Raw genomic sequence first — 12,431 nt, 5'->3', positions numbered from 1 at the left:
GGCTGTCGAGTGGAAGCCCGTTGGGCGAGAGCCCATCGGGGGAAAGGCCGTGGACGGTTCTGCTTACGGGGGCGACGGGATTTCTCGGGTCGCAGTTGCTCAGCCGGTTGGTGCGGGATGGGGCTCGGGTCATCTGCCTGGTGCGGGGAGGGTCCGCTCGGCCGGTGGGCGGGGATGCGGTGGTGGGGGATCTCGGGTCGCCGATGCTCGGGCTGGGGGTGCAACGGTTCGAGGAGTTGGCGGATGAGGTCGATGTCATCTGTCACAACGGGGGGATCATCAATTTCGCCGAGAGTTATGCGGCGTTGAAGACGGTCAATGTCGGGGGGACCGTCGAAGTGCTTCGGCTCGCGGCTCTTGGCGGGGGGATTCCTGTGCATTACGTCTCGACGTTGGGTGTGCATCTGGGGGATGCGTACCGAGGGATTCGGGTTACAGAAGCCGATGCGCCTGACGATCCCTTGGGGCTGGACGGTGGATACAACCAGAGCAAGTGGGTCGCCGACCGGCTGGTGAGCGAGGCGCGGAGCCGGGGGATTCCGGTTTCGGTGCATCGGCCGGCCAGGATCGGCGGCGACAGCCCGTACCGGGAAAGGGAATGACGGGGATTATTTCAGTCGGTTGCTGAGCACCTGTGCGCGGATTTCGATGGTGCCCGATCTTCCGTATGCGGAGGATGTCGCGCCGGTGGATTACGTGGCCGACGGGATCGTTCATCTGCTGGGGCGGCCGGCGGGGGACGACTACCACTATTTCAATTCCGCGACCATCGGTTACGGGGAGATAGCCGAGGCCATGGGGGCGCGGCTGGTGCCGTGGGGGGAGTGGCGGGCGGCGGTCGCCGGGCGGTTGGAGGAGCTGCCGATCGCGCCTTTCGCGACGGTGCTTTCCGAGGAGACGCCGATGTTCTCGCGGCCGGACTTCGACTGCTCGCGCACCGAACGGCTGCTGGCCGAGGCGGGCATCGTCTGCCCGCCCGCCGATCGCGATCTCATCCGTGCCTACCTGGAGGCGATGTGCCTGATCTGATCCGATTCGGGATTATCTGGTTCTCTTCGCTGTTATCCGGGGTCGGCTCCAGCCTGACCGGCTTCGTCCTGGGCGTCTGGGTATACCAGACGACGAATTCGACCACCCTGTTTGCCCTGGTCATGCTCTCGGGACTGATCCCCGCAATACTGGTCGGACCGTTCGCCGGGGTACTCGTCGACCGCTTCGACCGCCGCCGCGTCCTCATCCTGAGCGACAGCGTTACAGCCGTGAGCACCGGTATCCAGGCGCTGCTCCTCGCCACCGGAAACCTCCAGGTCTGGCACATCTGCGCCGGATCCTTCATCGGCGCCATCTGCGGCACCATCCACATGACGACCTACCAGGCGATGACGCCGCTACTCATCCCGGAACGGCACCTGGCCAGGGCCAACGGGCTCATGCAGATCACCGTCGCCGCCCAGATCGCGGCCCCGCTGGCGGCCGGCGCCCTGCTGGGCGCGATCGGCATGGCGGGCGTGCTCGTCCTCGACCTGGCCACGTACGCGATCGCGGTCGGCACGCTCATCGTCCTCCGGCTGCCCGCAGCCGTCCGCACACCCCCCGGCGGCGGCTCCGCCAACGCTCCGATCGCCGATCTCCTGTACGGCTGGCGCTACCTCACCGCCCGCCGCGACCTGCTGGCCATCGTGCTGGCGTTCACGGGATTCAACTTCAGCTTCGCCGTCGCGGGCGTACTCGTGCAGCCGCTCATCCTGTCGTTCGGATCACCGGCCGTCCTCGGCGTGCTCATGTTCGCGGGCGGCGCGGGCGTCTTCGCCGGCGGCCTGGTCATGGGCGTGTGGGGCGGGCCCAAGCGGCGGATCCGCGGCATGGGCCTGTTCATGCTGCTCGGCAGCGCGTTCCTGGTCCTGCACACGATCCGGCCGTCGCCCCTCCTGGTCGGCGTCGCCGCGGCGTGTTTCCTGTTCACGCTGCCGGTGGTGCACGGCACGGGCAACGCGGTCCTGCAGAGCAGGATCGACCCGGACGCGCTGGGCCGCGTCCTGGGCACCGCCCACACCGTCGGCGGCGCGGCGACCCCGTTCGCATACCTGCTGGCGGGACCGCTCGCCGAGTACGTCACCGAACCCCTGCTCCGCCCGGAGGGCGCTTTAGCCGGAAATATCGGCCTATTGATCGGCACTGGCCCCGGGCGAGGGATCGCCTTCCTGATCCTGATCGACGCCCTGATCCTGGCCGCCGTCGCGGCGGCGGTGCTCACCGTGCCGCGCCTGCGCCGCGTGGAGACGCTCGCCCCGGTGGTGGCGTGAGATGCCCGTCGACCTTGCCCTGATCTTGGCCGTGGTTGCGGCGGTGCTCACCTCGCCGCGTTTGCGCCGCCTGGAGACGCTCGCTCCGGGGTGGCGCGACATGCCTCTCGATCTTGCTCTGAGCTTGGCCGTGGTTGCGGCGGTGCTCACCTCGCCGCGTTTGCGCCGCGTGGAGACGCTCGCCCCGGTGGTGGCGTGACATGCCTCTCGATCTTCCCGGCGACGAGGCCGCGCTTTTCCACACCACTGGAGCCGCGCCGGCCGCCATGCTCGACCTGGTGGGGACGATGGCCACCCAGGCGGCCGTGGCCGCGATCCGGCTGGGGGTTTTCGAGCGGCTCATCGCGGAGGCGTACACGGCGGAGGACTTGGCTGCTTGCCTGGACGCCGATCGAGAAGGGCTTGGGTTGCTGTTGGGCTTTCTGACGACAGCGGGCTACCTGAGCTGCGACGCCGACGGGCGATATTTCGTTCTTCCGACCACAAAAGCCTGGTTTGGGAACGGTTACGGCACCGCGCTCCAGCTCTGGTCGGCGATCGTCGCACGATTCTGGGGAAACCTGACGGAATCGATCAGCGAAGGGCCGGACCCAAGCTTCTACGCCTGGCTCGGCGAGCACCCGTTCGAGCTGGGCCTGTTCCAGTCGCTCCAGCGTGGCCTGGCCGAATGGCTGATCCCAGACATGCTCGACCTCGCCGCTATGCCCGAAGGCGCCCAGGACATCCTCGACATCGGCGGCGGCCACGGCAGGTACGCCACCGCCTTCCGTGACCGCTATCCCGGCCTCCGGGCAACCGTCGCCGACCTCCCCCCAGCCCTCACCCCCCACAAAGGAATCACCACACACCCGATAGACCTCCTAAATCCGGATTTTTCGGGGTTGCGTGCTGACGTGGTGCTGCTGTTCAACGTGCTCCACGGCTTCAACGCCCACCAGGCGGAGGCCATCGTCCACGCCGCCGTGAGCACGCTGCGCCCCGGCGGCGTCGTCCACATCCTGGAGACCACCACCCAGCCACGCGGCGGCGTCGCCGAAGCCGCGTTCACCGACGGCTTCGCCCTCAACCTCTGGCTCACCCAAGGCGGACGCCTCTACTCACCTGCCGAAATATCCGGATGGCTGAGCAACGCCGGATGCGTACACCTCGAAATCACCGGACTGCGGCGATCCGCCAGCCATACCCTCGTCAGCGCAAGCACTGTTCGGCCCGATTCGCAGTAGCTACCGTGTGATCGTGACCGACTGGCGTGCGATCGCACACGAGCACTACCCCGAGTGGGGTGAAGACGACTCCGCCATCGCCGCCGAGGACGTCGCCCAGCTGGACGCCCTCGGCGTCCGCCACAGCCCCGCCCCCGAGTGGGACCGCGGCCCCTACCAGCCCCTGGAGGCGTACGGGTACGAACTCCCCGTTCTCGCCCTGATCGCCTCCCATCCCCAGGAACTGCCTGCCGACCGGGAGTGGCTGGCCGCGCAGACCTTCTCCGACGGGAACTCCTGCTTTCACAACACCGACATCCTCACCGTGCTCCGTCCGAGGTCGCCGGAAGGGCTGGCCCGGCTGGCGGCGGCGTACCACGGTTCCAACATCGCGTTCGCGGACCTGGACGAGACGGTCGGCTACCGGGACCGGTTGCGCGAATTCCTCGGCGCCGACTGCGCCCTCAGCTACCGCTGGTGGAGCGAGGCCCGCTTCTCGATCGACCTCGACTGCCTGGCCGCGCTCACCGACGAGCAGGTCACCCTGCCCGAGGCCGACCACGTCCAACTGGTCGTCATCGCCGCCAACTCCGACTTCCACATCCCCGACGAACCCGACGAACCCGACGAGGATCCGGCTCCCGCGACCTTCGCGTTCGGGCCGTACTTCACGGTCGCCGAATACCGGCGGCAGGCGGCCGAGCACGAGGAGCCGGAGTTCCTGCCGGTCGCCGAGGCCGGGCTGACCCTGCCCGCCCTGGTCCTCGCCACGTACGGCGATCTGCCCCCCTCGGACAGCGGCGATCACGTCTGGCTCGCGATCGACCACTACCGCGAGCGTTACGTCACCGTGCTGGAGCCCGTCCCGGCCCTGGCCGGCGCGGTGTCCACGCTCGCGGCGGAGTTCACCGGCCGCATCAGGGACAACGACGACAACAACGACATGGTCCCGTTCGACGAGATCCTCGCCTATCGCGCCCGCCTGAAGGAACTCCTCGGCGCCGACTGCGTGGACAGCTTCCGGAAGCTCTCGCCGGGCGTGTGCCCGATCGACATCGGGTTCCTGGAGGCCCTCACCGGCCGGACGCTCACCGAGTACACGGACGATCCAGGCAAGTGGGAGATCGCGCTCCTGGTCTGAGTCAGGTCCGGTGCCAGCGCGCCTCGGCGAAGCAGTACACGGCGAACAGGACCAGGCCGCCGGCGACCACGACGAGCAGCCACGGACCGGCCGGGGTGGCGGCCAGCGCCCGGAGCGCGCCGTCGATGCCGACCGCCTTCTCCGGGTCGTACGTGAGAGCGGCCTGGCAGATGAGGCCTCCGGCCGCCGCGGCGATCACCCCGCGGGCGATGTATCCGGCCTTGCCGAGCTTGACCACGGTCGTACGGGTCCGGGGTTCGGTCACCCGCATGTGCCGCATGAACCGCTCGGTCCACCCTTCGCGGACCGAGAACACGCCGAACGCCACCAGCCCCAGGCCGAGCAGCCCGACCAGGACCGGACCGGCGGACAGGCCGAACAGCAGCCGGGTGAGGTCCTCGGACTGCTCGTCGGTCGAACTCGCGCGCTTGTCCTGGAGGAGCAGCCCGAGCAGCGAGATCACCAGGAGGACGTAGACGACGACCCGGGCGGCGGCCTCGACCCGGTCCAGTGGTTCGTGCGAGCCGAAGACCAGTTCGCCGGTCTGCCAGAGCGCGAGCCCGGCCAGCCCGATCGCCATGATCCAGAGCAGTAGCCCGCCCAGCGGACGGCTGGCGACCAGGTGGATCGCGCCGCTCTTGTCGGCTTCCGCGCCGCCGCCGTTGCCGAGGCCGATCTGCAGCGCGACCAGGCCGATTATCCCGTAGAGCACGCCTCTGGCGGCGAAACCGATCTTCGCTACCCGGTCCAGGACCGGGTGCTCCGCCACCCTTCTGGCGATCTTGCTGGTGGGGCTCGTGCTGACCATTGCTCCTCCTCAGGCCGGGGCGCCCCTCCCTACTACTCTCCCGGATCCATTCCAAACCAAAGGTAAAGTTTGTCCGGTTTCTCTGTGTTCTGACTGGTATGGGGATTAATGTCCGATTACTCGCGCGTGACCAACCCCCATCCGTCACAACCCCCCAGGAGACCCCCATTTCCAGCATCGCGGACAAGCTGCTCGATGCCGCCCGGCAGGAGATCGGCTACTCGGTCAAGAACGGTCAAAAGAGCAAGTACGGCGCCTGGTACGCGCAGGACACCTCCGCCGGATTCGCCGACGCCCCCTGGTGTGACTCCTTCGTCTCCTGGGCGGCGGGCGCGGCGGGCGTGACCAAATCGGTCGGGAAGTTCGCCCACACCCCCGACCACCAGGCCTGGTTCAAGGCCCAGCACGCCTGGTCGGCCCAGCCGGCGCCGGGCTCGGTGGCCTTCCTCAAGGAACACGCCCAGGTCGGCATCGTGGAGAAGATCAACGGCCGCGACGTCACCACCATCGAGTCCCTGCACGGCCAGGTCCAGCGCGTCACCCGCCCCGCCACCGAATTCTCCGGGTACGGCGTGCCCAAACAGGTGCAGACCGCGATCTACCACGGCAGCACCACGGCGTCGTACTTCTGGGACGACGGCTCCGGCGTCAACGGGGACACCGGCCAGCCGGCCTCCGGCAAGCCCATGCAGAAGGGCCTGGCCGCCAGCCCCAGCTGGCCGATGGGCACCGAGGGCTACGTCATCCACGACGGCCGCAAGGCCAATTTCTTCGTCGGCGACCGCGGCCCGGGAGTCCCGTCCAGCAGCGGCGTCATGCTGGACCTGGACGGCAAGACCTTCGCCGAGCTGACCGGCAGCCAGTGGAACGGCTCCAGCCTGACCGTCAGCGGCGGCCAGGGCCACATCAAGATCGACTATGTGATCACCAAGTGGGGCGAGGGACCGGGCAAGAAGGGCGCGCCCGTCCCGTTCTCAACCGGCGCCTACGCCATGCGCGACAGCGCGGCCCCCGAGGCCCCTGCTCTCACCTTCCCCACCGCCAAGGTCCACGAGGTGGAGAAGGTCTGCGCACCGGCCCCCGTCATCAGCGAAGCCGCCTCGGCGAAGAACCCGGCGAACCTCACGGCGAAGTCGGCCACGACCGAAGCTATCGCCACTCCTGCCTTCCGCAACGCGGCCAGCGAGACCATCCAGCACGACATCCCGATCTCGGGAGTCATCGGTGGCGTGATCCTCTTCGCCGCCCTGGCCGCCGGAGTCCGCCACTGCACCCGCACCCGCGGCCGCCACTGCATGCGCTCCTGACCCCAGCCCTCCAGAGCACTATCAGAATGAAGCCCTCGCCGTTATCCGGCGCCGCTGACGCAGGTGACGCGTCTCACCGCACCGGCGCCGAATCCGGACGCGCCCAAGTCTTATGGGCTCAACTCAGACTTGGCTCAAGCGCGGCTCAGACCCCTCCGGGTCATTCGGTGGCCGGACGGCGGTAGCGGAGCAGGACCACGCCGTTGCCGAACGCCCTGGTCTCGGTCAGCCGGAGGTTCAACCGCGCTTCCGGCGCCTGGAACAAGGGCGTGCCCTCGCCGAGCACGACCGGGTGGACGTAGAGCCAGTACTCGTCGATCAGGTCGTGCCGCATGAACTCCGCGGCGAGCTTCCCCCCACCCAGCGCCAGATCGCCGCCCGGCTGCGCCTTGAGTTCCAGCACCTCCGTGGGGACCACCTCGCGGACCAGGGTCGTGTTCCACTCCACACGATCCAGCGTCCGCGAATATACGATCTTGGGCATCTCCCGCCAGATCCGCGCGAACTCCGCCACGGGGGCGGCGGCCTCCGGATCCTTGTCGGCGGTCGGCCAGTACTCCGCCATCAGCTCATAGGTGACCCGCCCGTCGAGGAAGGCGCCCATGTCGCGCAGCTGGTCGTTGAAGAAGCCGTGCAGCTCCTCGTCGATCAGTTGCCAGTCGAGCTCATGGTTCGGCCCCTCGAAGAACCCGTCGAGGGAAACCGACATCATCAGCACGATCTTCCTCATCATCCGACTCTCCCCTCACCGACCGCGGCGCGCTCTCTCCTGGCGCTACCCGGAAACCTCCGGCGGACGCCTCGCAGCATGACAGTGGGCACCGACAAATCCAGGGGAACGTCGGTTGCGGTCACACTGTGGGTTCGTTGAGATACGATCCGCTGGGTATCGGAGGTGTCGTGGTGATTACGCCTGAAACAGGCCCCCGCACGCCCAGCGCCACTCGCGTCCACGACGCGCTGCTCGGGGGCAAGGAGAACTTCGAGGTCGATCGGGCCGTCGCCGACCGGCTCGCCCAGATCCTGCCGGACATCGGCAGGATGGCGGTGAGCAGCCTCGCCTTCGTCGGGCGTACGCTGCGGCACCTGCACCGGGCGGGCATCCGGCAGTTCCTGGACGTCTCCTCGGGGGCGGGGCTCGCGGCGGTGCGGGCCACCCATGACACGCTCCGCGCGCTCGACCCCGGCATCCGGGTCGCCTTCGTGGACACCGACCCCATGGTGCTCGCCCACGCCCGGCTCCTCGTCGACGACGCCGGCACCCCGCAGCGGGAGACCACCGCCCTGGTCCGCGCCGACATGCGCCGCCCGGAGCTCGTGCTGGGCCACCCGGAGGTCCGTACGCTGCTGGACCTGACCCGGCCGGTGGGCCTGCTGGTGGCCGGGATCCTGCACCTGATCCCGGACTCCGAGGAACCGCACGGCATCGTCCGCGGCTACCTGGACAAACTCGCGCCCGGCAGCCATCTGGTGGCCACCAACATGCACGCCTCAGGCGAGCCGACCACGGTCGCCCTGGAGCAGGCCTTCCAGCTCGCGGTGGGCACCGGCTGGTTCCGCCCCCGGCCGGTCATCGAGCAGTTCTTCGAGGGCCTGGACATGATCGACCCCGGCGTGGTCCACCTCCCCGACTGGCGCCCCGACGAACCCCACGACCTGGAGCCCTGGGAGCGCATCGTCCTCGGCGGCGTGGGCCGCAAACCCTGATCAGCCTTTGCGGCGGCGATTGCCCTTCAGCGCGCCCGAGACGCGTCTGAGGATTCTGTCCCAGTCCGAGCCGAACGGGTTGTCGGAGACCAGGTAGGTCCAGGTCGCGGTGGGGCGTTTGAGCCCCTGGTCGGCCAGGGGCAGATCGGGGTCGTAGGAGTCGAAGCTGCCGGTGGAGCGGCGTTCGATCTCCTCCAGCAGCCTGCGGTAGGCCGGTACGGCCTCGCGGTTGAACTCGTCGATGGGGTTGAGGCGGCCGAGGGCGCGCAGGTGGATGCCCTCGCGCAGGTCGGCCAGGAAACCGAGGTGCTCGGTCCAGCATTCGTCGAGGTGGAACAGGACGATCTGGCGGGCGGCCTCGCCGACGGCGGCCTCGGACAGCAGGCCGACCAGCTCCGCGTACCGCTCGGGGCGGGCTCCGGCCAGGGCCTCGGCGCCGGCCTCCCCGTAGAGGATCTTGTCGCGGTGCTCCAGGATCTGGCGTCGCTGCTGTTCGAGCACGCGGGTGTAACGCCAGGTGTTGCGGTGGATCTCGACGTTGACGCCCTCGGCGACGCGCTGAGCGTGGCCGATCAGGTAGTCGGCCTGGCGGTCGCGGACGCGGCGGTCCTTGCCGGGGGCGGGCAGCGACTCGTCAGGGGCGTACGCGGCGAGCAGGTGGTCCTCGCCGCTGACGTAGAAGACCGAGGCGCCGGGGTCGCCCTGGCGGCCGGACCGGCCGCGGAGCTGGTCGTCGAGGCGGCTGCTGGTGTGCCGGCCGGTGCCGATCACGAGCAGCCCGCCCAGGTCGGCGACGCCGTCGGCGCCGAGGCGGATGTCGGTGCCGCGCCCGGCCATCTGGGTGGAGACGGTGATCGCGCCGCGCTCGCCGGCGCGGGCGATGATGGCGGCCTCCTCGGCGTCGTTCTTCGCGTTCAGGACGACGGGGGTCAGGCCGCGCTCGCGCAGGTGCGCGTCCAGCTCCTCGGATTCGGCCACGTCGAGGGTGCCGATCAGGATCGGGCGGCCGGTGGCGTGCTGGGCCGCGATCTCCTCGACGAGGGCGATCTCCTTGTCGATCGCGGTCGCGTAGACGCGGTCGGGCTCGTCCACCCGTACGCATGGCTTGTTCGGGGGGATGACGGCCACTTTGAGGTCGTAGAACTCGCGCAGGTTGTCGCCGACCGCGACGGCCGTGCCGGTCATGCCGCAGATGGTGGGGTAGCGGGTGAGCAGTCCCTGGATGGTGATCGAGTCGAGGATCTCGCCGGTCTCGGTGGGGGAGAGCTTCTCCTTGGCCTCCACGGCGGCTTGCAGGCCGTCGGGCCAGCGCTGGAGCTGGGCGACCCGGCCGCGGGAGGCGTTGATCAGGTGGACCCGGCCGTCCCTGACGATGTAGTCGACGTCGCGGGTGAGCAGGGCGTGCGCGTGCAGGGCCAGGTTGACTTCGGTGACCGTGGCGGCGTGGTCGTACAGGGAGATGCCGAGGGCCTGTTCCACCGTGTCGGTGCCCTTGGCGGTGAGGTGCACGGCGCGGCCCTCGTCGTCGATCTCGTAGTGGTAGCCGCGGGACAGCCGCCGTACCAGCGCGGCCATCTCCGGGACGGCGGCGCCGGACTCGGCGGCGCCGGCCAGCACCAGCGGGACCCGGGCCTCGTCCACCAGGACCGAGTCGGCCTCGTCCACCAGCGCCACCTGGGGCACCGGCTGCACGAGGTCGGCGGGGTCGGTGCGCATGCGGTCGCGCAGCAGGTCGAAGCCGAGTTCGCTGACCGCCACATAGGTGACGTCCTTGGCGTAGGCCGCGCGGCGCTCCTCCGGGGTGGACATCTCGGCGATCCAGCCGACGGTGAGCCCGAGCGCGGTGTAGAACGGCTCCATCCACTCGGCGTCGCGCCTGGCCAGATAGTCGTTGACCGAGATGGCGTGCACGCCCTGCCCGCGCAGCGCGAAACCGGCCGCGGCCAGCGCGCCGGCGAGCGTCTTGCCCTCGCCGGTGCCCATCTCGACCACGTTCCCGGCGAGCATGGCGAGCGTGCCCAGGAGCTGCACGTCGTACGGGCGTTCGCCGATGGTGCGGTGGGCGACCTCGCGGACGGCCGCGCAGAACGTGGCCTCGTCCAGGGCGGCGGTCCGGAGCTCTTCGAAGGACATTTCGCGCATCCGGGGCTCGTGCTCCGCGGCCCCGGCGACGACGCGCTCGAAGCGCGCGAGATCGACGCTGCCCGGTTTCTCCAGGAAGCGCCTGATCAACTGAGGTAGAGAGGCCACGCCCGCTCCAACGAGCCGCACGAGTAGTCGGTTCCAGGATGTCCGTTTTCTGGGAACCCCGGAAGATCCGATGCTAGCCGCAAGGCAGCCCTTGCGCTTTGACTGGTTATCCAGTCAGTCTATTGGGCATGAACGAGATTGCCGCACAGCTGGGCCGGGTGGGCCTGCCGGAGCCGGTGTCCGCGCTGGCCGCCCGGCGCTGGGACACAATCGTGGTCGGAGGCGGACACAACGGGCTGACCTGCGCCGCCTATCTGGCCAGGGCCGGCCAGTCGGTGCTGGTCCTGGAGGCGCGCGAGCGTCTGGGCGGGGCCGCCACGCTGGAGCGCCCGTTCCCGGACCAGCGGTTCGTCATCAGCCCCTGCGCGTACGTGATCGGCCTGCTGGACGAGACCGTCATCCGGGAGCTGGACCTGCACCGGCGCGGGCTGGAGGTCTACCTCGCCGACCCGCAGCTGTGGGTCCCGTTCGACGACGGCACCGCGTTCGCGCAGTGGATGGACCACGACCGCACCGAGGCCGGGCTGCGCGCGTTGGGCGTGTCGGCCAAGGACATCGACGGATATTTCGCGTATGAAGACATGTTCGATCAGATGCGGATCAAGCTCAGGAAGGGCCCTCGGGACTCCTGGGCCGGCGCCTCCCCGACGCGGGACGAGCTGGAGGAGATGCTCGGCCGCGACGACTACCTGATCGACGTGCTGTTCCGCGCCTCCATCGAGGAGGTCCTGGCCGAGTACGTCTCCGACCCCCGGCTCAGGGACGCCCTCTACGGCCAGGGCATCATCGGCACCTGGGCGGGCCCCAAGGACCCCGGCACCGCCGCCGTCAAGCTCATGCACTTCATCGGCGAGGTCGAGGGCCACGGCGCGTGCTGGGGCTACGTCAAGGGCGGCATGGGCATGGTCAGCTTCGCCATCGCCGACGCCGCCCGCGAGGCCGGCGCCGTGCTGGCCACCGGCGTCCCGGTCGGCGAAGTGCTGCCGGGCGAGGGCGTACGCCTCGACGACGGCACCTTCATCGCCGCGCGCACCGTGGTCAGCAACGCCGACCCGAAGCGCCTGATGACCATGGTCGGCGACGTCCCCGAGGACTACCGCAGCCGGATCGACGCCTGGGACATCCGCAGCCCCGTCGTGAAGTTCAACGCCGCGCTCGACCGGCTGCCGTCCTGGAACGCCGCGCCCAGTGAGACTTTCATGTCCCGCGGGGTCGTGGACGTGATCTCCACCCTGGACGAGGCGCAGACGGCGTTCGAGCGCTGCGCGGCGGGCGAGCCCGCGGTCGGCTTCGGGGAGATCTACTTCCAGACCTCCCACGACCCGACTCCGGCCCCCGAGGGCAAACACCTGATCAGCGTCTTCGGGCAGTACGCGCCGTACGGGATGGACTGGGGCACCCGACGCGAGGAGGTGGCCCGCCAGTTCATCGACCTCATCGGCCGGTACGCCCCCGACTTCGAGGACTGCCTGATCAGCTACGAGGTGCTCGGCGCTCCGGACATCGAGCAGCGGGTCGGCCTCACCGGCGGCCACATCTTCCAGGGCGAGGTGCGCCCCGACCAGATGTGGGAGAACCGGCTCACCCCGCGTACGCCGATCCCCGGGGTCTACCTGTGCGGCGCGGCCACCCACCCCGGCGGGAGCGTCATCGCCCTCAACGGAAAGAACGCGGCCATGGCCGTGATAGCTGACACTCCCTGACAGGTATCTC

General features: G+C 69.4%; 12 protein-coding genes. 9 read left to right on the top strand and 3 right to left on the bottom strand.

Annotated elements, in window-relative coordinates; genetic code table 11:
- The first annotated feature begins 20 nt into the window (after window positions 1-20).
- From Aph01nite_RS22175 to Aph01nite_RS22150, 6 genes are all read left to right on the top strand, one after another.
- A complete protein-coding gene (locus Aph01nite_RS22175) occupies window positions 21-602 on the top strand; it encodes an SDR family oxidoreductase (RefSeq protein ID WP_275419270.1) in 582 nt (193 codons plus the stop codon).
- Window positions 603-648: 46 nt separating this feature from the next.
- The gene (locus tag Aph01nite_RS22170) at window positions 649-1,029 is read left to right on the top strand and encodes a hypothetical protein (protein WP_204042864.1); all 381 of its coding nucleotides are present in this window, start codon (window positions 649-651) and stop codon (window positions 1,027-1,029) included.
- Window positions 1,017-2,303, top strand: a complete 1,287-nt coding sequence (locus Aph01nite_RS22165) for an MFS transporter (protein ID WP_204042863.1) — start codon at window positions 1,017-1,019, stop codon at window positions 2,301-2,303. The genes Aph01nite_RS22170 and Aph01nite_RS22165 overlap by 13 nt, the downstream gene beginning before the upstream one ends.
- Before the next feature lies 1 nt (window position 2,304).
- Window positions 2,305-2,502 carry a hypothetical protein gene (locus Aph01nite_RS22160; RefSeq protein ID WP_204042862.1) on the top strand — a complete coding sequence of 66 codons (198 nt, stop codon included), beginning with the start codon at window positions 2,305-2,307 and terminating at the stop codon, window positions 2,500-2,502.
- 67 nt (window positions 2,503-2,569) lie between these two features.
- Entirely contained in the window at window positions 2,570-3,526 is a 957-nt protein-coding gene (locus Aph01nite_RS22155) for a class I SAM-dependent methyltransferase (protein ID WP_204042861.1), read from the top strand.
- Between the two features lie 13 nt (window positions 3,527-3,539).
- A complete protein-coding gene (locus tag Aph01nite_RS22150; protein ID WP_204042860.1) occupies window positions 3,540-4,646 on the top strand; it encodes a hypothetical protein in 1,107 nt (368 codons plus the stop codon).
- A 1-nt stretch (window position 4,647) separates the two neighbouring features.
- Here Aph01nite_RS22150 and Aph01nite_RS22145 read toward each other — a convergent pair whose 3' ends face one another.
- Window positions 4,648-5,454, bottom strand: a complete 807-nt coding sequence (locus tag Aph01nite_RS22145) for a DUF1206 domain-containing protein (protein WP_204042859.1) — start codon at window positions 5,452-5,454, stop codon at window positions 4,648-4,650.
- A 98-nt stretch (window positions 5,455-5,552) separates the two neighbouring features.
- Here Aph01nite_RS22145 and Aph01nite_RS42665 point away from each other — a divergent pair, with 98 nt between their 5' ends.
- A complete protein-coding gene (locus tag Aph01nite_RS42665) occupies window positions 5,553-6,761 on the top strand; it encodes a CHAP domain-containing protein (RefSeq protein WP_373872313.1) in 1,209 nt (402 codons plus the stop codon).
- A 160-nt stretch (window positions 6,762-6,921) separates the two neighbouring features.
- Here Aph01nite_RS42665 and Aph01nite_RS22135 read toward each other — a convergent pair whose 3' ends face one another.
- Window positions 6,922-7,494 (bottom strand): dihydrofolate reductase family protein, encoded by a 573-nt coding sequence (locus Aph01nite_RS22135; protein WP_239161876.1) that lies wholly within the window; start codon window positions 7,492-7,494, stop codon window positions 6,922-6,924.
- Between the two features lie 170 nt (window positions 7,495-7,664).
- On the opposite strand from Aph01nite_RS22135, the gene Aph01nite_RS22130 reads away from it, so the two are divergent.
- Window positions 7,665-8,468: an SAM-dependent methyltransferase gene (locus Aph01nite_RS22130; RefSeq protein WP_204042858.1), complete on the top strand. Its 804-nt coding sequence runs from the start codon at window positions 7,665-7,667 to the stop codon at window positions 8,466-8,468.
- Here Aph01nite_RS22130 and secA2 read toward each other — a convergent pair whose 3' ends face one another.
- Window positions 8,469-10,718, bottom strand: coding sequence for an accessory Sec system translocase SecA2 (gene secA2, locus Aph01nite_RS22125; protein ID WP_204042857.1), 2,250 nt, complete (start codon window positions 10,716-10,718; stop codon window positions 8,469-8,471).
- A gap of 128 nt (window positions 10,719-10,846) precedes the next feature.
- Here secA2 and Aph01nite_RS22120 point away from each other — a divergent pair, with 128 nt between their 5' ends.
- Window positions 10,847-12,421: a phytoene desaturase family protein gene (locus Aph01nite_RS22120; protein WP_204042856.1), complete on the top strand. Its 1,575-nt coding sequence runs from the start codon at window positions 10,847-10,849 to the stop codon at window positions 12,419-12,421.
- Window positions 12,422-12,431 lie beyond the last annotated feature (10 nt).

Source organism: Acrocarpospora phusangensis (assembly GCF_016862995.1).
In the GTDB taxonomy this organism is placed as follows: Bacteria; Actinomycetota; Actinomycetes; order Streptosporangiales; family Streptosporangiaceae; genus Acrocarpospora; species Acrocarpospora phusangensis.
This window is presented reverse-complemented; position numbering and strand designations above follow the sequence as displayed.